This window comes from Cedecea sp. Ae19-4 (assembly GCF_059801165.1).
The window spans coordinates 509,242-529,339 of the sequence record NZ_JBCHWG010000001.1 but is presented as its reverse complement, the minus strand read 5'-3'; the positions used below and the strand labels follow the sequence as shown (position 1 = coordinate 529,339).

The 20,098-nt window shown below is 55.5% G+C and carries 20 protein-coding genes; 7 read left to right on the top strand and 13 right to left on the bottom strand.

Going from position 1 to position 20,098, the window contains the following annotated elements; translation table 11 throughout:
* Nucleotides 1–78: 78 nt before the first annotated feature.
* Complete coding sequence (gene yohP / locus AAIE02_RS02475; protein WP_498532647.1) at nt 79–162, top strand: small membrane protein YohP; 84 nt, start codon at nt 79–81, stop codon at nt 160–162.
* Between the two features lie 38 nt (nt 163–200).
* Here yohP and AAIE02_RS02470 read toward each other — a convergent pair whose 3' ends face one another.
* Nucleotides 201–1,154 (bottom strand): MBL fold metallo-hydrolase, encoded by a 954-nt coding sequence (locus tag AAIE02_RS02470; protein ID WP_336982261.1) that lies wholly within the window; start codon nt 1,152–1,154, stop codon nt 201–203.
* A gap of 78 nt (nt 1,155–1,232) precedes the next feature.
* Between AAIE02_RS02470 and AAIE02_RS02465 the strand changes: the two genes are divergently transcribed.
* Nucleotides 1,233–2,153 (top strand): LysR family transcriptional regulator, encoded by a 921-nt coding sequence (locus tag AAIE02_RS02465; protein ID WP_498532646.1) that lies wholly within the window; start codon nt 1,233–1,235, stop codon nt 2,151–2,153.
* Nucleotides 2,154–2,228: 75 nt separating this feature from the next.
* Here AAIE02_RS02465 and AAIE02_RS02460 read toward each other — a convergent pair whose 3' ends face one another.
* From AAIE02_RS02460 to rhlE, 7 genes are all read right to left on the bottom strand, one after another.
* Nucleotides 2,229–3,623 (bottom strand): glycoside hydrolase family 1 protein, encoded by a 1,395-nt coding sequence (locus tag AAIE02_RS02460; RefSeq protein WP_498531909.1) that lies wholly within the window; start codon nt 3,621–3,623, stop codon nt 2,229–2,231.
* Nucleotides 3,624–3,638: 15 nt separating this feature from the next.
* On the bottom strand, nt 3,639–5,486 hold the full coding sequence (gene bglF / locus AAIE02_RS02455) for a PTS beta-glucoside transporter subunit IIABC (RefSeq protein ID WP_498531908.1): 1,848 nt from the start codon (nt 5,484–5,486) through the stop codon (nt 3,639–3,641).
* Nucleotides 5,487–5,622: 136 nt separating this feature from the next.
* Entirely contained in the window at nt 5,623–6,462 is an 840-nt protein-coding gene (gene licT, locus AAIE02_RS02450) for a BglG family transcription antiterminator LicT (protein ID WP_008456295.1), read from the bottom strand.
* A 161-nt stretch (nt 6,463–6,623) separates the two neighbouring features.
* Nucleotides 6,624–7,514, bottom strand: coding sequence for a 5'/3'-nucleotidase SurE (gene surE, locus AAIE02_RS02445; RefSeq protein WP_008456293.1), 891 nt, complete (start codon nt 7,512–7,514; stop codon nt 6,624–6,626).
* 24 nt (nt 7,515–7,538) lie between these two features.
* Nucleotides 7,539–8,867, bottom strand: coding sequence for an OprD family outer membrane porin (locus AAIE02_RS02440; RefSeq protein WP_498531907.1), 1,329 nt, complete (start codon nt 8,865–8,867; stop codon nt 7,539–7,541).
* A gap of 279 nt (nt 8,868–9,146) precedes the next feature.
* The gene (gene dusC, locus AAIE02_RS02435) at nt 9,147–10,082 is read right to left on the bottom strand and encodes a tRNA dihydrouridine(16) synthase DusC (protein ID WP_166995361.1); all 936 of its coding nucleotides are present in this window, start codon (nt 10,080–10,082) and stop codon (nt 9,147–9,149) included.
* A 162-nt stretch (nt 10,083–10,244) separates the two neighbouring features.
* Nucleotides 10,245–11,642: an ATP-dependent RNA helicase RhlE gene (gene rhlE, locus AAIE02_RS02430; RefSeq protein WP_166995359.1), complete on the bottom strand. Its 1,398-nt coding sequence runs from the start codon at nt 11,640–11,642 to the stop codon at nt 10,245–10,247.
* A gap of 253 nt (nt 11,643–11,895) precedes the next feature.
* Here rhlE and cecR point away from each other — a divergent pair, with 253 nt between their 5' ends.
* From cecR to AAIE02_RS02405, 5 genes are read left to right on the top strand one after another with little or no spacing between them, the layout of a single operon-like run.
* A complete protein-coding gene (gene cecR, locus AAIE02_RS02425; RefSeq protein ID WP_166995357.1) occupies nt 11,896–12,591 on the top strand; it encodes a transcriptional regulator CecR in 696 nt (231 codons plus the stop codon).
* A complete protein-coding gene (gene hlyD, locus AAIE02_RS02420) occupies nt 12,581–13,588 on the top strand; it encodes a secretion protein HlyD (protein WP_166995356.1) in 1,008 nt (335 codons plus the stop codon). The genes cecR and hlyD overlap by 11 nt, the downstream gene beginning before the upstream one ends.
* Nucleotides 13,575–15,323: an ATP-binding cassette domain-containing protein gene (locus tag AAIE02_RS02415; RefSeq protein WP_336982257.1), complete on the top strand. Its 1,749-nt coding sequence runs from the start codon at nt 13,575–13,577 to the stop codon at nt 15,321–15,323. The genes hlyD and AAIE02_RS02415 overlap by 14 nt, the downstream gene beginning before the upstream one ends.
* Entirely contained in the window at nt 15,310–16,449 is a 1,140-nt protein-coding gene (locus AAIE02_RS02410; RefSeq protein WP_498531906.1) for an ABC transporter permease, read from the top strand. Before AAIE02_RS02415 ends, AAIE02_RS02410 begins: the two co-directional genes overlap by 14 nt.
* Before the next feature lie 9 nt (nt 16,450–16,458).
* Complete coding sequence (locus AAIE02_RS02405; protein WP_166875710.1) at nt 16,459–17,565, top strand: ABC transporter permease; 1,107 nt, start codon at nt 16,459–16,461, stop codon at nt 17,563–17,565.
* Here the strand turns inward: AAIE02_RS02405 and AAIE02_RS02400 are convergent.
* The 5 genes from AAIE02_RS02400 to moaC form a co-directional block, all read right to left on the bottom strand.
* On the bottom strand, nt 17,527–17,934 hold the full coding sequence (locus AAIE02_RS02400; RefSeq protein ID WP_008456275.1) for a YbhQ family protein: 408 nt from the start codon (nt 17,932–17,934) through the stop codon (nt 17,527–17,529). The genes AAIE02_RS02405 and AAIE02_RS02400 overlap by 39 nt on opposite strands.
* A gap of 186 nt (nt 17,935–18,120) precedes the next feature.
* Entirely contained in the window at nt 18,121–18,831 is a 711-nt protein-coding gene (locus AAIE02_RS02395; RefSeq protein ID WP_498531905.1) for a Bax inhibitor-1/YccA family protein, read from the bottom strand.
* Between the two features lie 90 nt (nt 18,832–18,921).
* Nucleotides 18,922–19,374, bottom strand: coding sequence for a molybdopterin synthase catalytic subunit MoaE (moaE, locus tag AAIE02_RS02390; RefSeq protein ID WP_336982254.1), 453 nt, complete (start codon nt 19,372–19,374; stop codon nt 18,922–18,924).
* Complete coding sequence (gene moaD, locus AAIE02_RS02385; protein WP_008456269.1) at nt 19,375–19,620, bottom strand: molybdopterin synthase sulfur carrier subunit; 246 nt, start codon at nt 19,618–19,620, stop codon at nt 19,375–19,377.
* Nucleotides 19,613–20,098 (bottom strand): cyclic pyranopterin monophosphate synthase MoaC, encoded by a 486-nt coding sequence (gene moaC, locus AAIE02_RS02380; RefSeq protein WP_498531904.1) that lies wholly within the window; start codon nt 20,096–20,098, stop codon nt 19,613–19,615. Before moaC ends, moaD begins: the two co-directional genes overlap by 8 nt.

Sequence of the window (20,098 nt, the reverse complement as noted above, 5' to 3'; positions counted from 1 at the left end):
TCTACGGGGAGGCAACTCCCCCGTCTTCGTATCCTTGCCTATACTCAAAAAGAACCAACTAAAAGGTAAGGAGCGCTAATGAAAATTATTTTATGGGCCATTCTGATTATCTTCCTCATCGGGCTGCTGGTGGTGACCGGCGTATTCAAAATGATCTTGTAAAAACGCGTGGCGCCACGTTGTTGTGGCGCCTTTAGCTATCAATCCGATCTGCTGCTGTAGTTTACCGGCACCCAGCGCCAGGCTTTGCCTTCTTGCTTCACATGACCAATTCCCGGGAAAGCAATGTGCGCCGCCGCGACCCAGTCGCCTTCCTGAGCCGCCAGTTTTAACACCTTCTCGCGCGTGGCAACTGCCTGCTGCTGGTTAACATCGAAATGAATCGCCACTTCCGGATCGGGCATCTGCACCGCTTTAGCATGAATAATATCGCCCCACATCAGCATGTTTTGGCCGCCGCGGCTAACACGGTAAATCACGCTACCCGGCGTGTGCCCTGCGGCAGGAATGGCTTCGATGCCCGGAAGGATTTCTGTGGGTGCATGAAAAGTGGTGAGCTTACCGGCGTCAATGACCGGGCGAAGCGAACGTTCAGATTCAGCAAAGGTATGCCGCTGGCCCGGCTCTACGTCGCTGAGGTGTGCGGGGTTGAGCCAGAAATCGACATCTTTCTGCTCCACGCGAACCGTCGCGTTGGGGAAAGCAGGCTTGCCGCGGTATTCCACCCCGCCGGAATGATCGGCATGAATATGGGTCAGCAGCACCAGAGAAATATCTTCAGGGGCAATACCTGCCGCCCGTAAATTCTCCAGCAGGTGCCCACCCGCAGAGCCAAATAATTCCCCGGCTCCCGTATCAACCAGAATCAGTTCGCTCCCCGTATTGATAACAAAGGCATTGATCGACGTTTCTGCGGCGGGCGTCATTGCGTCCTCCGCCATACGCTCGCGTAACTTCTGCGGCGTGATATGCGTCAGTAATTTATCCAGCGGTACGACTACTGTGCCGTCCGACACCGCCGTAATTTGCCAGTCCCCCAGCATCATGCGGTAATATCCAGGCGATTGCTGCTGCGTTATAGCCTGCGGCGTGGCAAGGACAGAAACGGATATTGTGCCGCCTAAAAGCGTTAGCAACATGAGGAAAGTTTTCATTTTATTCTCCAGGCAGGTGTTCAACTTGCCGCCAGTATCCCGTCGGGCGTATCATCACGCCAATTGATTGGAGAAATGATGACTATCAAAGAAAATGATTTCCGCAAAATCGATCTCAACCTGCTGATCGCTTTTGCCGTGCTGTTCCGCGAGCAAAGCGTCTCGCTGGCGGCCGACAAGCTGCACCTCGGGCAGCCTGCGGTCAGCGGCGCGCTGGCAAGATTGCGGGATATGTTCGACGACCCGCTGTTTATTCGCAGTGGCCACCGCATGCAGCCCACCGCGCGCGCAAGCGAACTGCACACCGAGCTGATGCCTCTGCTGGAGCAGCTGCAAAGTGCTCTTTTCCAGCAGGCTGAGTTTTGCCCGGCCAGCGCCAAAGCGACCGTGACCATCGGCATGACCGACTGGGTGGAAATGTGGCTGATGCCAAAACTCATTCCCGCGCTGAAGCAGGACGCGCCGGGGATGCGCATTAACGTTGTCGCCAGCGACCCGTTTACCGACGCCCAAAGGCTGGAAGGTGGCGAGCTGGATATGGCGATCAGCGTGGCGAACCAAAGCGCCCGCTGGCTGGAGCGTGAAGTGTTGACCAGCATGAATTTTGTGACGCTCTGGCACCCACAGCACATCGAGGCCAGTGCACCGCTGCCGCTGGGAGAATATGTTGCCCATCAGCACGTGCTGGTCAGCTATCGTGAAGCCAACAGCAGCCAGATAGACACCCTGCTGGCAAAGCTCGGGCAGACGCGCCATATCAGCTACACCACCCCGCATTTTGCTGCGCTGCCGGGATTGCTGATGCAAATGCCCGCGCTGGCTACCGTGCCGGCAGGATTATCAGCCAGTTGGCAGAAAACCTGGGGTTTGGCTGCAAGCCCGGTTCCGGTAGACGTTCCGCCGTTTGAGGTTGCTTTATTGTGGCATCAGCGCCATAACAGCTATGCCGCGCTGATGTGGCTGCGCGGGTTTATTCAGCGGCTGGTGAATGTGGCGTAATAGAGCAGAAAGGGAAGAGGGAAAACGTATTTTCCCTCTTTTAGTCTGACGACAAACTGGCTTTATTTCCGCGGCTTAGCGCTTCAGGCTGCCGCCATTCGTGGCAATCACCTCTTTATACCAGTGGAAGCTTTTCTTTCTCGATCGCGCAAGCGTGCCGTCCCCCTGGTCATCGCGATCAACGTAGATAAACCCGTAGCGTTTCGACAGTTCGGCTTTCGACGCACTAACCAGATCGATTGGCCCCCAGCTGGTGTAGCCCATCACGTCTACGCCGTCCTCAATCGCCTCACCCACCTGCACCAGATGATCGTTCAAATAGCTGATGCGGTAATCGTCGTTGATCGTGCCGTCAGCTTCGGGCTTATCTTTCGCCCCCAGGCCGTTTTCGACAATAAACAGCGGTTTCTGGTAGCGATCCCACAGCATATTGAGCAGGATGCGCATGCCGGTCGGGTCAATTTGCCAGCCCCATTCAGACGCTGGCAAATGCGGGTTTGGCACCATGCTGAGAATATTGCTGCGGGATTTCGCGTTAAGTTCTGCATCTGCCGTCACGCAGCCGGTCATGTAATAGCTGAATGAGATAAAATCGACGGTGTTTTTCAGAAGCTCGCGGTCGTTCTCGCTGATTTCAAGCTGAATACCGTTATCGCGGAAATAGCGCTGCATATAGCCAGGATAACGGCCCCGACACTGGACGTCGCCGAAGAACAGCCAGCTGCGGTTTTCCTGCAGCGTTTCCAGCACGTCTTCCGGTTTACAGGTGAGCGGGTACATCAGGCCGCCCAGCAGCATATTGCCGATTTTCGCCTCCGGGATAATTTCGTGGCAGGCTTTCACCGCCAGGCTGCTGGCAACCAGCTGATGATGGATAGCCTGATAAATTTCGCCTTTGTTCGGCTCGCCTTCCAGCCCGACGCCGGTCAGCGGCGCATGAAGCGACATGTTGATTTCATTGAAGGTCAGCCACAGCTTCACTTTATGCTCATAGCGGGTGAAAACACAGCGGGCGTAACGCTCAAAGTAGTCAATGACTTTGCGATTGCCCCAGCCACCGTATTGCTTCACCAGCCACCACGGCATTTCGTAGTGAGACAAGGTCACCATCGGCTGAATCCCGTGCTGCGCCAGCTCATCAAACAGTTTGTCGTAATACGCCAGCCCGGCTTCATTTGGCTCAGACTCGTCGCCCTGCGGAAAAATGCGCGTCCAGGCGATGGAAATACGCAGGCAGCTAAACCCCATTTCGGCAAACAGCGCAATGTCCTGCGGGTAGCGGTGGTAAAAATCGATGGCGATATCTTTAATGCCGCTGTCTCCCGGCACGCGCTCCTTCAATGGGCCAAATACCCCCTGCTGCATGACATCCGAGGTAGAAATGCCCTTTCCGCCCTCCTGCCACGCGCCTTCAACCTGGTTTGCGGCGATAGCCCCGCCCCACAGAAATGTCTTCGGAAATGCTGTCATGTCACTCTCCTTTGCTTAACGTTCTACCGTCAGGAACGGCATACCTGAATTGATGCTGGACTGCTGCGTCACACGTGTGACTGCCCGGTAATCCTCGCTATTGCTGACAATTATCGGCGTAGCGAGGTCGTACCCGGCGGCGAGGATGGCCTCGCGGTCAAAGGTAATGAGCAGATCGCCGGGTTTAATTTTGTCTCCCGGCTGGACGTGGGCAGTGAAGTGCTGCCCCTCCAGCTTCACCGTGTCGATGCCAATATGGATTAAGACTTCAATGCCTCTGTCGCTCAGCAAGCCAATGGCATGCCGGGTCTGAAATAGCGAGGCGACTTCGCCGTAAAACGGCGCGCGGACTTCGTTTGTCAGTGGAATAATGGCCGCGCCCTTACCCAACAGCCCCTCGGCAAACGTAGCATCAGGGACCTGGTCCATCGCCAGTACCGTGCCGCTCATCGGTGCCAGAATGTCTTCATCTCTGGCAATGGCCGTGGGTGATGATGAAGCTGGCGCGCTGCGCGGCAGACCAAAAGCCCAGGTCAGCGCGCAGGCCAGCAGCAGTGATAACAGAGTACCGATGATGGCCCCCCACACGGTGCTGTCCATGCCGCCCGGTGGAAGCATCTGCGCCAGACTGAAAATACTCGCCAGCCCGAAGGAATAAAGATGGCTTTGGCTAAAGCCGACAATGGCCCCGCCAATGCCCCCGGCGATGCAGCCAAAAATAAAGGGACGGCGGTTAGGCAGCGTCACGCCATACACCGCTGGTTCAGTGATACCGAAGATCCCCGCGGTCACCGCTGAGCCCGACAGAACTTTGAGCTTTGCATCACGCGTAGAGAGAAAGACCCCCAGCGCGGCACCGACCTGCCCCATTACCGCCGGCAGCAGGAGCGGCATCAGCGTGTCCTGCCCCAGTACGCTGAGGTTGTTGATCATGATAGGGACCAGGCCCCAGTGCAGGCCAAAGATCACGCAGACCTGCCAGATAGCCCCCATGACGGTGCCCGCCAGCCACGGCGCAAAGGCATAAATGGCCTGATAGCCGTGGGCCAGCATTTGGCTCAGCCAGGTTGCTGCCGGCCCAATAATCAGGAAAGTCAGCGGCACTACGGCGCCCAGGCAAACCAGAGGCGTGAAAAAGTTCTTCATGGCTGCCGGGAATACCTTATTGCAACGTTTTTCCAGCCAGCAACTCACCCAGGCGGCAAAGATAATTGGGATCACCGAGGAGCTGTAGTTGATAAAGGTGACGGGCAGACCAAGAAAACGTTCAGACTGAGAGGCAGATTCGAAAGCCTGCATAATCAGCGGATGCGTAAGTGCGCCCCCGATGGCCATGGTCAAAAAGGGACTGCCACCAAATTTTTTCCCGGCCGTGTAACCGAGTACCAACGGGAAGAAGTAAAACAGCGAATCGCTGGCAGCGAACCAGATTTTATAGGTCGCAGACTCGGCATTTAGCCAGCCGCAAACGACGCTGAGCGCCAGCATCCCTTTCAGGATACCTGAGGCGGCCATCACGCCCAGGAAAGGAGTAAAAATTGCCGAAACGATATCGATAAGCCGGTTCAATAAGTTGCTTTTTTCGCCCTGGATTTCTTTTGTTACGGCCTCTTCACTGATGCCCGCCGCAGCACAGACCGCCGTATAAACATCGTGAACGTGGTTGCCAATCACAACCTGGAATTGCCCCCCGCTCTCCACCACCGTGATAACACCCGGGTTGCTCTTCAGCGCCTGAGGCTCTGCGAGCGAGGAATCATTCAGTTTGAAACGCAGCCTGGTCGCACAGTGCACCAGACTGACGATGTTTTCCTTGCCACCGACATGTTTCAGGATAGCCTGCGCCAGCCCTTGATAGTCCATAACCCTGTTCCTTTTACGTCCCGCCCGCGGGCGGTGTCTGCTGAGTAAAGTTAAAAAAAAACCTGAGCCAGCCGCCCCACAGGGAAGCTAACGCTCAGGTTTTGCCTGCCGAAACAGTCACAATCCGTTTTGTTATTTAAGCCTTGCGGCTCTCTTTGCGCACTCGCTCAATGTGGATAGCGAGGAACATAATTTCTTCGTTGGTCAGCTCGCGCTGGTAGCTTTTGGCCAGATGCCGCTGAAGTTTCTCTGCACAGCGCCACGCCAACGGGTAGTTATCTTTCACCGCCGCATGCAGAGCTTCATCATCATCCGCCACGGTGGTGCGGTTCAGCATTCTTTGAGCAAAAAACTTCAAATGCGTGACAAAGCGCTGGTAGCTCAGACTCTCGGTCTGGTATTCAATTTGCAGCTGGTACTTCACGATATGCAGGATCTCCTGCATTACGCGGGTGATATCCATCACCTCCGGCATTTCGCCTTCAAGCTGGGCGGTCACCAGATGCAGCGCGATAAACCCCGCTTCATCTTCAGCAAGCAGTACGCCGAGACGCCGGTGAATAATGCCAATGGCTTCCAGCCCCAGAGCAAACTCTTTGGGATATAACCGCTTGATTTCCCACAACAGCACGTTGCGTATCGCCATGCCTTTTTTCTGCCGCTCAATCGCGAAGTGGCAGTGATCCGTCAGCGAAATATAGAGACTTTCCTGTAGCTTACCGAGGCGTTCGCGTGCCAGTTGAATAATACGATCGCAGGCGGTCATCACCTCCAGCGGGATCTGGTTTAGCAGCTCGCTTAATCTCGCCACCAGCTCATCGCTTTGCAGGGCAAACACTTTTTCTATTTGGCTGCGATCGAGGTTATCTCCGGGCTTTTTTTGGAAGCCCAGCCCCTTCCCCATCACCACCTGTTCGCGCTGGTGCTCGTCGAGAATAACCACTACGTTATTGTTCAGTATCTTGGCGATTTCCATGGTTACCCCAGAAACAAAAAAACCTGACCTCTGGCAGAGCCAGATGATCAGGTTTTGCCTGCTAAGCGCAGTAACAATCCAACATATGCACTCTATCACGGAGGATATATCGCTCAAGCTCGTAGGGCGAAAACCGTGATAGCGATCGCGACACTGCCTGACTAGTTAGCCGCGGTTTCTGCTGCAAACAGTTTGCGATACTGTTCGTCAAACTGCGGCGCATTCCACTCTCCGTCAAAGACGGTCCAGGTAATATATCCACGGTTTAGCCAGCCGGTATCGGTATCAGCGTCCACCGGCGTCAACACTTTCTCACTCATGATTTGCTGTGCTTTACCGTCAGGCAACAGTTTGTAGTAGTGCTGAGGCACCGGATTTTGCTCATTTTCAACAAATTTCATGCCCTTAATGGCCTGCTTTTCTAACGGCGGATAGTTAATGCTTAACCCCGAACCGGCGGGTAGCAGCGGCTGACCCGGTTGCCAGGTTTTCGCGAGCGTATCCACAAGGCCAACCACGTAGTCGACTGAGTCCGGCCAGAATTTATGCGTACTTGGCCACCCGGCCTTCATCTCCTGCTCGTTGAGAATATAGCCAATACTGGCGGCAATCGACGGATAACCATACCGAACCGCGCGGGCTGCGGCACCGATGGTGCCAGAGTTCAGCTGCGCAACGCCGGTATTGGGACCGTCGTTCACGCCGGAGATAACCAGGTCCGGCGGCGTATCTTTCATCACGCCCAGCACGCCGAAGTCAAGGGCGTCGGCGGGGGTGCCAGGGAAGCAGTAGCGCTTGTCGGCCACCTTTTTAACGTCGAATATTTTATTCGGCTTAAAGGTAATGGCCGAACCAATACCACTTTGATTGGTGGACGGTGCCACCATCCAGACGTCATATCCTTTGGCCGCCAGCTTCTCCTGCAGTGAGGTTGTCCCAACCGACTCACAGCCATCATCATTGACGACCAGAATACGCAGGGGGCGCTCAGCGGCAAAAGCGGAACCTGCAACTAACGTGAGCACCAGACCGGCGATGATGTTCTTTTTCATATTCACTCCTTATTTATGACGTAATCAAAATAAATTAAACCGATATTCAACGCGTACGCTTCCCCCTACGCCTTTCGCACGGCGGAAACTATGATTGTTTTCGTCCAGGGATGGCATTCTGCCGGGCGTTAATTTCCAGCTATAGCTCGGCCCAAACCCGGCGAATACGTTCAGACCTTTAACCTGCGGGCTATGCCAGAGAAAATAACCCCCATACTCCCACTCTTTTAAATCAACACCTTTGTATTGCATGCCAAAACCGTAATTGCCGTAGATGCCCACTAATAATTCAGGCAAGATCTGATACTGGCTGTATAAATACAGCATTTGTTCACCGTCATTAATGTAGTCATTGCCCTCGCCATCGGCTTTGCTATTAAAGGCACCCCGGGTGTTTTTACCAAAGTGCCAATAAAAATGGCCTAAACCGTTATCCAGCGGCGCTCGGGTGTATGACCAACCGAGGCCAGATTCCGCTCGTCCGTATTGATAGCCGACAAGGGCAAAAAGATGTTGTGCGCTGCGGCTGAACCCTCGAGCCCCCTCCCAATCGCTGAGGCCCCGAGCATAGTAGTAAGTGCTTCGTGCCAGGAGATTGAAATCTTTACTAAGCGGCACCACGGCATTCGCTTCAAGCCCGTGGCGGAGAAGATAGCTGTCGCTCTCGGCGGCAATATAGCTGATTTTACTACCTTTTTCCGGAGACCAGCTCAGTTCGCTGGTCGCAATGTAGTCAATTTGCTTGTTAGTTTTGAGGGTACGAAAGCGGCGTTTTTCTGGCTCATCGCGCTCAGAAAAGCGGTTCACAACGGCGGCCTTTGCGCTAAAATCGTCCCACGCAAACTCGGCGCTAACGCCTTCCCAGGTACTGGGGGCGGCACGGCTGCGGGTGACGTTTAACGCGCCGAATTTATAGAGTTGACGCCAGCCAGCCCAAAGAGAGAGATGCCGCTCAGCGTCGCCCCATCGCGCTTTGGCGTACAGTTGCCCAAGCTTATTGAAGCCTTGCGCTTTGCCGTTTTTGTCCCGCAACAAGTCTCTGCCATAGAAGGCATCGTTGGCGTACAGCTTCTCTACGCCATACCACGAGGCATCGACCCCTACGTGATCCCACAGCCAGCCGCTTTGCCAGTCCAGATGCACCGCCTGAGCCCAGGCGTTCTGATCGCCAATCCCCTGGTCCGCCATTGCATCGGTGGTATTCAACATCCAGACATTTTTTAAGGTGGCATCGAGATGGCTGTTCGTCAGCAGGCCACCGTCATAGTGAGCATAGCTCGCCAACGCATCGGGCATACCTCCCAAGGCAAACAGCAGCATCATGCCACCGGTTATTTTTGTGCGTGAGTACATGATAAACGTCCCTTGTTTTAATAAAAAAAAAGCAAAAAAAAACCTAAATTCATTTCCCGACACGCGGAGAATGAATTTAGGTTTTGCCTGTTAAACAGTAGCAATCCTTGGTGTAATTTTCGGGGCTATAGTGGCATCATGCTGAAACCAGCTCCAGCACTAAATAAAATAAAAATGAAATTTTGTGAACTCTATTCAGGAAATAATGAAAGAAGATAAATTAATTTAGAGAAAATGCCCGCCAATTAAAAGTTCAATTAACGGGTTATCTAAAAGAAATTATTTTAACGCGCCAATAACATTGGCGATTTCACCGGACGTTTTTAACGTGCGAATGAGGGTAAACAGCTCCGTTGCTTCGGCGTATTCTTTACGCAAATAACCAAGCCACTGTTTAATCCTTGCCACGTGATACAGCCCGGTATCGCCCTGCTTTTCGAGACGGCTGTATTTTTGCAACAGCGTAACAACCTCGGCCCACGGCATTCGCGCTTCGTTGTATTTGATAACCCGGCTCAGGTTTGGCACATTCAGCGCCCCGCGCCCAATCATCACCGAATCACATCCCGTAGCCGCAAGGCAATCCTGTGCGCTTTGCCAGTCCCAGATTTCGCCGTTAGCGATGACCGGGATCGACAGCCGCTGACGAATCTCACCGATGGCACCCCAGTTGATCAGCTCGGCTTTGTAGCCGTCTTCTTTAGTACGTCCGTGAACCACCAACTCTGTCGCCCCCGCCTGCTGCACGGCATCAGCAATTTCAAACTGACGCGCACCGCTGTCCCAGCCGAGGCGAATTTTTACCGTAACCGGCAAATGCGCTGGCACAGCCTCACGCATGGCTTTCGCGCCGCGGTAAATGAGCTCGGGATCTTTGAGCAAAGTCGCCCCGCCGCCGCTGCCGTTAACCAGCTTTGACGGACAGCCGCAGTTTAAGTCCACGCCCCAGGAGCCGAGTTCGACCGCACGAGCTGCGTTCTCAGCCAGCCACTGCGGGTATTGCCCAAGAAGCTGGACGCGAACCAGCGTACCGGATGGCGTGCGGCTGGCATGATCGAGTTCGGGGCAAAGTTTGAGGAAAGATTTAACCGGCAACAGCTGATCGACCACGCGAAGAAATTCGGTGATACAGAGATCGTAGTCGTTAACCTCGGTAAGAAGTTCGCGAACTAACGAGTCGAGAACGCCTTCCATCGGGGCAAGAAGAACACGCATGACGCATCCGATAATATGTGTGGAGTTTTCCCCTCGCCCCGACTCTCTCCCCAGAGGGGAGAGGCGGAAAACCTGGGATTCCGCTAGTTCCCACCTTCAAAGAAGCAGAAGAAATGCGGGGGTCTTTAATACCCTCTCCCTTTAAGGGTGAGGGTATGAAACTTACTGCGCTGCCGCTGGTTTACGCGGTGGGCGACGGCGACGGGTATTATCCCCTGCCGGCTTCGCAGCACCTTCGCCCTGCGGTTTACCGCTGCGACGCGGGCCGTTGTTACGCTCACCGGAAGCATTCGCGTTTCCGCCGTTGCCACTGCGACGCTGGCCCTGACCCTGGCTTTGACCACCGCGACCGCCCTGGCCGCCACGACCACCGCCGCCACGCTGCTGACGACCGTTGACGATTGGCTCGGCCGGAATGGATGGATCAACATCAAAACCTGGCAATGCGATACGTGGGATCTCGCGCTTCAGCAGACGCTCGATGTCGCGCAGCAGCTTATGCTCGTCCACGCACACCAGAGAAAGTGCTTCACCGGTGGCTGCCGCACGACCGGTACGGCCAATACGGTGCACGTAGTCTTCCGGCACGTTCGGCAACTCATAGTTAACAACGTGCGGCAGTTCTTCAATGTCCAGGCCGCGAGCCGCGATATCAGTCGCCACCAGCACGCGAATACCACCGCTTTTGAAGTCCGCCAGCGCGCGTGTACGAGCGCCCTGGCTCTTGTTGCCGTGGATTGCCGCCGCGGTGATACCGTCTTTTTGCAGCTGCTCTGCCAGATGGTTAGCGCCGTGTTTGGTGCGGGTGAACACCAGCACTTGCTGCCAGTTGCCTTCGCCAATCATCTGCGACAGCAGTTCCCGCTTGCGCTTTTTGTCCACAAAGTGAACGTGCTGCGTGACCTGCTCAGACGCCGTGTTGCGGCGAGCCACTTCCACTTCTTCCGGGTTGTGCAGCAGCTTCTCAGCCAGCGCTTTAATGTCGTCGGAGAAGGTTGCGGAGAACAGCAGGTTCTGGCGGCGTGCAGGCAGTTTAGCCAGCACGCGACGAATGTCATGAATGAAGCCCATATCCAGCATGCGGTCGGCTTCGTCCAGCACCAGAATCTCGATCTGATCGAGTTTCACCGCATTCTGATGCTCAAGATCCAGCAGACGGCCTGGGGTTGCTACCAGCACATCCACGCCGCCGCGCAGCTTCATCATCTGCGGGTTAATGCTCACGCCGCCAAAGACAACCAGCGAGCGGATATTTAAATATTTGCTGTAGTCGCGGACGTTCTCACCAATCTGCGCCGCCAGTTCGCGGGTTGGAGTGAGGATCAGCGCACGCACCGGGCGACGGCCCTTCAGGTGAGGCGCGCTGTCGGTCAGACGCTGTAACAGCGGCAGGGTAAAGCCTGCGGTTTTGCCGGTGCCGGTTTGGGCACTGGCCATCAGGTCACGGCCTGATAAGACTACCGGGATTGCCTGGCGCTGAATTGGGGTAGGCTCACGATAGCCCTGCTCTTCCACCGCACGCAAAATATCGGCATTCAGGCCGAGAGAATCAAAAGACATAGGAACTCCAGAACCGCCCTGACCGCATTGTGCGGTGTAGTTTCCAGGGGGAACATCACGCGCCAGCGCTAAGCTGGCGAAGAGAGGAGGCGCAAACCACGGCGCCGTTCGCGTGCAGTGTAGCAGTTTTTGTGATCTTCCGCATAAATTCTCATTTTCCTCTCCGCAAGCAGAATAAAGCCTTGCACTGGACAGGATTGATAACTTTGCTTACTCTTAATCAATCGATTGATTAACATTTTAAGAGGTCGGTATGACACCTTCGCCGACGCCGGTCACCAGCCGCGGAGAGCAGGCTAAAAATACGCTCATCACCGCCGCCATCGCGCAATTCGCTGAATATGGCATGCATGCCACCACGCGAGATATCGCCGCCCAGGCTGGGCAAAATATTGCCGCGATCACCTACTACTTTGGCTCCAAAGAAGCGCTGTATATGGCTTCCGCTCAGTGGATTGCCGATTTCATCAGCGGTAACTTTCACGAGCATGTTGCCCACGCAGAAGCCCTTCTTTGCCAGCCCGAACCGGACAAAGAGAAAATACGGCATCTTATTCATACCGCGCTCGGGCAAATGATCGCCCTGCTGACCGCCGACGACACGCTCAACCTGAGCAAATTTATCTCCCGCGAGCAGCTTTCCCCGACCGCCGCTTATCAGCTTATTCACCAGCAGGTTATCGACCCGATGCACACTCTGCTGACCACGCTGGTGGCGCATTACACCGGGCGAGATCCTTTTGATACCGACACTATTTTGCATACCCACACGCTGCTCGGCCAGGTGCTGGCCTTCCGGCTTGGGCGAGAAACGATTCTGTTGCGCACCGGCTGGCCTCAGTTTGACCAGGCCAAAGTGCAGCAAATAAGCCGCGTGGTGCTGAGCCACGTTGATTTCATCCTGCAGGGATTATCCGTAAACAGAGGAAAAGCTTGTGATGAACAATAAGAAGCCGGTGATTGCCGTCATTGTGATTCTAGTGCTCGTGGCCGCGGCGTTTGGCGGCTGGAAATGGTATCAGAGCCAGCAAAACAGCGAGCTAACGCTTTACGGCAACGTGGATATCCGCACCGTTAACCTTAGCTTCCGCGTGGGAGGGCGACTCGCGGCGCTTGAGGTAGATGAAGGCGATGCAATCAAAACCGGTGAACCGCTGGGGCTGATAGATAAAGCACCGTATGAAAACGCTTTGCGCCAGGCCGAAGCCAACGTTGCGGCCGCCCAGGCTAAGTACGATTTGATTATTGCGGGCTACCGTGACGAAGAAATAGCCCAGGCTGCAGCGCAGGTTAACCAGGCGCAGGCGGCCTATGATTACGCGCAAAACTTCTACCAGCGCCAGCAGGGGTTGTGGGCGACCAAAACCATCTCGGCGAATGATTTAGCCAACGCCCGCTCGTCCAGCGACCAGGCAAAAGCCACGCTGAAAGCGGCCAAGGATAAGCTCAGTCAGTACCGCAGCGGCAACCGCCCGCAGGAAATCGCTCAGGCGCAGGCCAGCCTTCAGCAAGCCAAAGCACAGCTGGCTCAGTCGCAGCTAGATCTGCAGGACACCACTCTGATTGCGCCTTCTGACGGCACGTTGCTGACCCGTGCCGTTGAACCCGGCAGCATGCTTAACGCAGGCAGCACGGTACTCACCCTGTCGCTCACTCGCCCGGTGTGGGTTCGCGCCTATATCGACGAAACCAACCTCGGGCAGGCCAAACCCGGCAGCGAACTGCTGATTTACACCGATGGCCGCCCGGACAAGCCATACCACGGCAAAGTGGGATTTGTGTCTCCAACGGCGGAGTTCACGCCAAAAACGGTTGAAACTCCCGATTTGCGCACGGATTTAGTCTACCGCTTACGCATTATCGTGACCGATGCAGATGACGCGCTGCGTCAGGGCATGCCCGTTACGGTGAAATTCAACGGTGGAACTCAGCATGAGCAGCAATGACGCGGTCATTCATCTGCAGGGGCTGGTGAAGCGTTTCCCTGGCCTTGAAAAACCGGCCGTCGCCAGCCTGGATTGCGAAATTCATGCCGGGGCCGTCACCGGCCTGGTCGGCCCGGACGGCGCGGGGAAAACCACGCTCATGAGGATGCTGGCTGGATTGCTGCAGCCAAGCGAAGGCGCAGCCTCGGTGATCGGCCTCGACCCGATTAAAGACGATCGCGCTTTGCACGCTGAACTGGGCTACATGCCGCAGAAATTTGGCCTGTATGAAGATTTGACGGTAATGGAAAACCTGAAGCTTTATGCCGACCTGCGCGGCGTGACCGGGGAGCAGCGTAAAAGCACCTTTGCCCGACTGCTGGAATTCACCTCTCTCGGGCCGTTTACCGAGCGGCTGGCGGGCAAACTCTCAGGCGGGATGAAGCAAAAGCTTGGTCTCGCCTGTACGCTCGTCGGCCAGCCGAAAGTCCTTTTGCTAGATGAACCTGGCGTAGGCGTAGACCCCATATCCCGGCGTGAACTGTGGCAAATGGTGCACGAGCTGGCGGGCGAAGGCATGCTGATCCTCTGGAGCACATCGTATCTCGATGAGGCCGAGCAGTGCCGAGAAATCCTGCTGATGAACGAAGGCGAGCTGCTTTATCACGGTGCGCCGAAAGCGCTGACGCAAAAGATGGCCGGGCGTTCACTACTGGTCAGCCACGATCAGGAGAATAATCGCCAGCTACTTCAGCGCGCGCTGAAGCTGCCGCAGGTCAGCGACGGCGTGATTCAGGGGCGCTCTGTGCGGCTGATCCTTGCCAAAGAGGCAAAAGTGAACGATCTGGCAAATGCCCTGCACGTGCCCGAGTCCAGCCTGAAAGAAACTGACCCGCGCTTTGAAGACGCGTTTATTGATTTACTGGGTGGCGCCGCCGCGAACGAATCTCCGCTGGGCGATATTCTTCATACCGTTGACGGCGAGTCAGGTGAGACGGTGATTCAGGCCGAAGAGCTAACCAAAAAATTCGGCGACTTTGCCGCCACCGACCACGTTAACTTTGCCGTTAAGCGCGGTGAAATCTTCGGGCTGCTTGGCCCTAACGGCGCCGGCAAGTCCACCACCTTCAAGATGATGTGTGGTTTGTTAGTCCCCACTTCGGGCAAAGCACTGGTGCTGGACATGGATTTGAAAACCAGCTCCGGCAAAGCACGCCAGCACCTGGGCTACATGGCGCAAAAATTCTCCCTCTATGGCAACCTGACCGTGGCACAAAATCTCCGTTTCTTCTCCGGTGTTTATGGCCTTCGCGGGCGCGTTCAGCAGGACAAAATTGCCCGCATGAGCGAAGCATTTGCGCTGCAGCCTATCGCCAATAGCACGACAGATTCTCTGCCTCTGGGTTTTAAGCAGCGGCTGGCGCTTGCCTGCTCGCTGATGCACGAACCGGATATTCTGTTTCTCGACGAACCGACATCCGGCGTGGATCCTATTACCCGCCGTGAGTTCTGGCTGCATATCAACAGCATGGTAGAGAAAGGCGTGACGGTGATGGTGACCACTCACTTTATGGATGAGGCCGAATACTGCGACCGCATCGGGCTGGTCTACCGAGGCAAGCTGATTGCCAGCGGCACGCCGGACGACCTAAAACAGCAGATAGCGGATGACGACACGCCCGACCCCACCATGGAGCAGGCGTTTATCGGGCTGATTCACGAGTGGGATAAGGAGCACAGCGATGAGCGAACATAGCCAAAGGATATCGTGGCGCCGCGTCCGCGCCCTGTGCGTGAAAGAAACCCGGCAAATCGTGCGCGACCCCAGCAGTTGGTTAATCGCCGTAGCTATCCCGCTTCTGCTGCTGTTTATCTTCGGCTACGGCATTAATCTCGATTCCAGCCGCCTCCACGTCGGCGTGCTGATCGAGCAGCAGAGCGAAGACGCGCTGGATTTCACCCACGCCATTAGCGCCTCGCCGTTTATTGAGCCCACCATCAGCGATAACCGCGAGCAGCTGATTCAGCTCATGCAGGCCGGGAAAATTCGCGGCATGGTGACGATTCCGCCCGATTTTGCGCAGAACATGGCCCGCCCCGGCGCAACGGCCCCGATTCAGGTGATCACCGACGGCAGCGAGCCCAATACGGCTAACTTTGTTCAGGGCTATATGCAGGGGATCTGGCAGCTTTGGCAGCAACAGCGGGCGGAAGATCGCGGGGAGCACTTTGAGCCCTTAATCGAAGTGCAGCTGCGCTATTGGTTTAACCCCGCCGCCATCAGCCAGCACTTTATAATTCCCGGCGCGGTGACCATCATCATGACGGTCATTGGCGCTATCCTGACCTCTCTGGTCGTGGCCCGGGAATGGGAGCGCGGCACCATGGAGGCTCTGCTTTCCACGCAGGTGACGAAGACCGAACTGCTGCTCTGCAAGCTGGTGCCCTATTATGTTTTGGGGATGCTAGCCATGCTGCTTTGTATGCTGGTGACGGTGTTTATTCTCGGCGTACCGTGGCGCGGCTCGCTGTTACTGCTGTTTCTGATCAGCAGCCTGTTTTTACTTAGCACGCTGGGCATGGGGCTGCTGATCTCCACCATTACACGCAACCAGTTTAACGCCGCGCAGGTCGCGCTGAACGCCGCATTTTTACCGTCCATCATGCTGTCCGGCTTTATTTTCCAGATAGACAGTATGCCGGCGATTATCAGGGCGGTGACCTACGTCATCCCGGCGCGCTACTTCGTCAGCACCCTGCAAAGCCTGTTCCTGGCGGGGAATATCACCTCGGTGTTGATCGTCAACACGCTGTTTTTGATTGCCTCGGCGGTGATGTTTATCGGCCTGACGGCGCTGAAAACCAAACGTCGGCTCGATTAGGGAGAAAGCATGTTTTATCGTTTATGGACGTTGATTCGCAAAGAGCTGCAGTCGCTGTTACGCGAGCCGCAGACCCGCGCCATCCTGATTTTGCCGGTGCTGCTGCAGGTGCTTTTGTTCCCGTTTGCCGCCACGCTTGAGGTCACCAATGCCACCATCGCTATTTATAACGAAGACAACGGTAACCATTCGATTGAGCTGACCCAGCGCTTTGCCCGTGCCAGCGCCTTCAGCCACGTGCTACTGCTGAAAAGCCCGCAGGAAATACAGCCGACGATAGACAACCAAAAAGCCCTGCTGCTGATTCGTTTCCCGGCAAATTTTTCGCGCGATATTGCCAGTCAGAATCCGGCGAAGCTGCAGATTCTGCTCGACGGGCGTAACTCAAACAGCGCGCAGATTGCCGCGAATTACCTCCAGCAAATCGTCAATAACTATCAGCAAGAGCTGATGACCGGCCTGCCCAAACCCAACAACAGCGAGCTGACTATTCGCAACTGGTATAACCCTAACCTCGATTACAAATGGTTTGTGGTGCCGTCGCTGATTGCGATGATTACCACCATCGGCGTGATGATTGTAACGTCCCTCTCCGTGGCCCGGGAACGCGAGCAAGGCACGCTCGATCAGCTGTTGGTTTCGCCCCTGGCCACCTGGCAAATCTTTATTGGCAAAGCTGTTCCCGCGCAGATTGTCGCGTTGGTGCAGGCCACCATTGTGCTGGCGGTAGGAATTTGGGGCTACCACATCCCCTTCTCCGGCTCGCTGCTGCTGTTTTACTTCACGATGATTATCTACGGGCTGTCTCTGGTGGGGTTCGGGCTGCTGATTTCCGCCCTCTGCTCAACCCAGCAGCAGGCGTTTATTGGCGTGTTTGTCTTTATGATGCCGGCGATCCTGCTCTCCGGCTATGTCTCACCGGTGGAAAACATGCCGGTGTGGCTGCAGGATTTGACGTGGATAAACCCGATTCGTCATTTTACCGATATCACCAAGCAGATTTACCTGAAGGATGCGAGCTTTGGGATTGTCTGGCAGAGTTTGTGGCCGCTGCTGGTGATTGCGGCCACGACGGGTTCAGCGGCGTACTGGATGTTTAGGCGTAAGATTGCGTGATTTGTCTTTCGCGAGCAGAGAGAAGATAGCTGGCCCGGCGAGCATTGCCAGGCCGGCGAGCGCCAGAAGAAGGTGACTCTGTACCACTCGAGACAGTAGCCACAGCGCAATCATTGCGTTGCCGAAATACCATGTAGTAGTCAGCTCTTCAAGAAAATCACCGATATCGCGCAGCAAACCGGTGTGAAAACGCTGGAAGATAAACATCAGCACCACGGTGGCGACATAAAGCAGGCACAGCCCTACGCCCACGGGGATCAGGGTCGCGGTTTTCCAGCCAACGAGCAGCGCAGCGACCACCGCAAGATGCAGCATAATCTGCCAGCAACCCAGCCCGGTTCTCACTCTTACACGTTGTTGCCACTTCATGTTTTATCTCCTGGAGTATTTCTTCCTGTTAATCAGAGTACGCAAGTGTACGGAAATTTCCTCAATACGCCCCCTTTTTGTGACAGATATTGCAATTTATTTCCGTTCAGGCAGGTAAAAGTCGCGCGAGGAAAAGCAAAACTGCGGGGAAAACTCCCTCCCCGCGAAGGGGAGGGAATATGTAGATTAGCGGCGGTTACCGAAGATACGCAGCAGCATCAGGAACAGGTTGATGAAGTCCAGATACAGCCTCAGGGCACCCAGAATTGAGTATTTACGCAGCATTTGCGCGTCGCGGGTATCAATTTGCTCGCCGATGTTTTTCAGTTTTTGCGTGTCGTATGCGGTCAGGCCCACAAAAACCACCACGCCGATGTAGGTGATGGCCCACATGAGCGCATCGCTTTTCAGCCAGAAATTAACCAGCGAAGCCAGTACAATCCCGATCAGCGCCATAAAAAGCATGTTGCCGAAGCCGCTCAGGTCACGTTTGGTGGTATAGCCATAGAGGCTCATGGCACCAAACATCCCGCCTGCCACCACAAATGTGCTGGCGATGGACGAATAGGTATAAACCAGGAAAATGCTCGCCATGGTCAACCCGGTCAGCGCCGAGTAAAGCATAAACAGCGACGTCGCCACGCCAGCGCTCAGCTTGTGCACCATGCCGGAGAGCACAAAGACCAGCCCCAGTTGAACGATGATCAGACCAAAGAAAGTGATTTTACTGGAGAAGACAAACTCCATCACCGCCGGGGTATTCGCCGCGTACCACGCGATAAAGGCGGTTAAAAGTAGACCGCAGGTCATCCAGCCGTAAACTTGCGCCATAAAGGTCTGAAGGCCCGTATTGGCACGCTGCACGATAGTCTCATTGGGACGCGGGAATCGGTCCATGATGCTTCCTCTGTGTTGTGAATTAAACTTCTGACGCGAGCTGTTTGGCTCACCCGCTTTAAGATTAACACATCCCGCAGACCGCGTAGCCTACCAGCGTTTAGCCGCCTGCTTATCGCTGTCCCGGGCTTCGACCCAGCGGTCGCCTTCGGCGGTCGCTTCACGTTTCCAGAACGGGGCGCGAGTTTTCAGGTAATCCATGATGAACTGGGCGGCTTCAAACGCTGAGCTGCGGTGGGCGCCCGTCACGCCGACAAAGACAATTTCATCGCCTGGCCACAGTTCGCCGATGCGGTGAATCACCGTCACGCGCTGCAGCGGCCAACGGCTTCTGGCCTCGGCGACAATTTCAGCCAGCGCTTTTTCGGTCATGCCCGGATAATGTTCAAGCATCAGGGCGCTAACGCTGTCGCCAAGGTTGTGATTGCGAACTTTACCGGTGAAGGTCACGACCGCACCGTCTTCATCGCACTGAGAAAGCCACTGATACTCTTCGCCGACGTTGAAATTCTCGCGGCCAACAATAATACGGGTGTTGTCCACTTAACCTCCGGTCACCGGTGGGAAAAAGGCCACTTCGTCGCCCTTCGCCAGCGGATGATCAAAGCTCACCAGCGTTTGATTGACCGCGGCCAGCAGCTTGCCGGACTCCAGCGCCAGCGCCCACCGGCTGCCTCTGTCGGCCAATGCCGCACGCAGTTGCTCCACATCGCCGTAGGCTTCATCCAGCGCCAGGCTGTCGCAGCCGACCAGTTCGCGTACCTGGGCAAAAAACAGAACATTAAGCATGGTTTGCCACCTTAAAATCGCCGGATTTTCCGCCGCTCTTTTCCAGCAGACGGACAGGGCCGATGACCATGTCTTTTTGTACGGCTTTGCACATGTCATAAATGGTCAACGCGGCGACGGAGGCCGCAGTCAATGCCTCCATTTCTACGCCGGTTTTTCCCGTCAGGCGGCACACGGACTCGATGCGAACTCGGTTTTGCTCAGTCTGAGCCTCAAGCTGCACTTCTACTTTGCTCAGTAAAAGCGGATGGCACAGCGGAATCAGTTCCCAGGTGCGTTTAGCGGCCTGGATCCCCGCGATACGTGCGGTGGCAAAAACGTCACCTTTGTGGTGGCTGCCGTCAACAATCATCGCCAGCGTTGCCGGCTGCATGGTCACAAACGCTTCGGCGCGGGCCTCACGAACCGTCTCAGCCTTGGCGGACACGTCCACCATATGTGCTTCCCCGGCGGCGTTAATATGGGTCAAATGCGACAT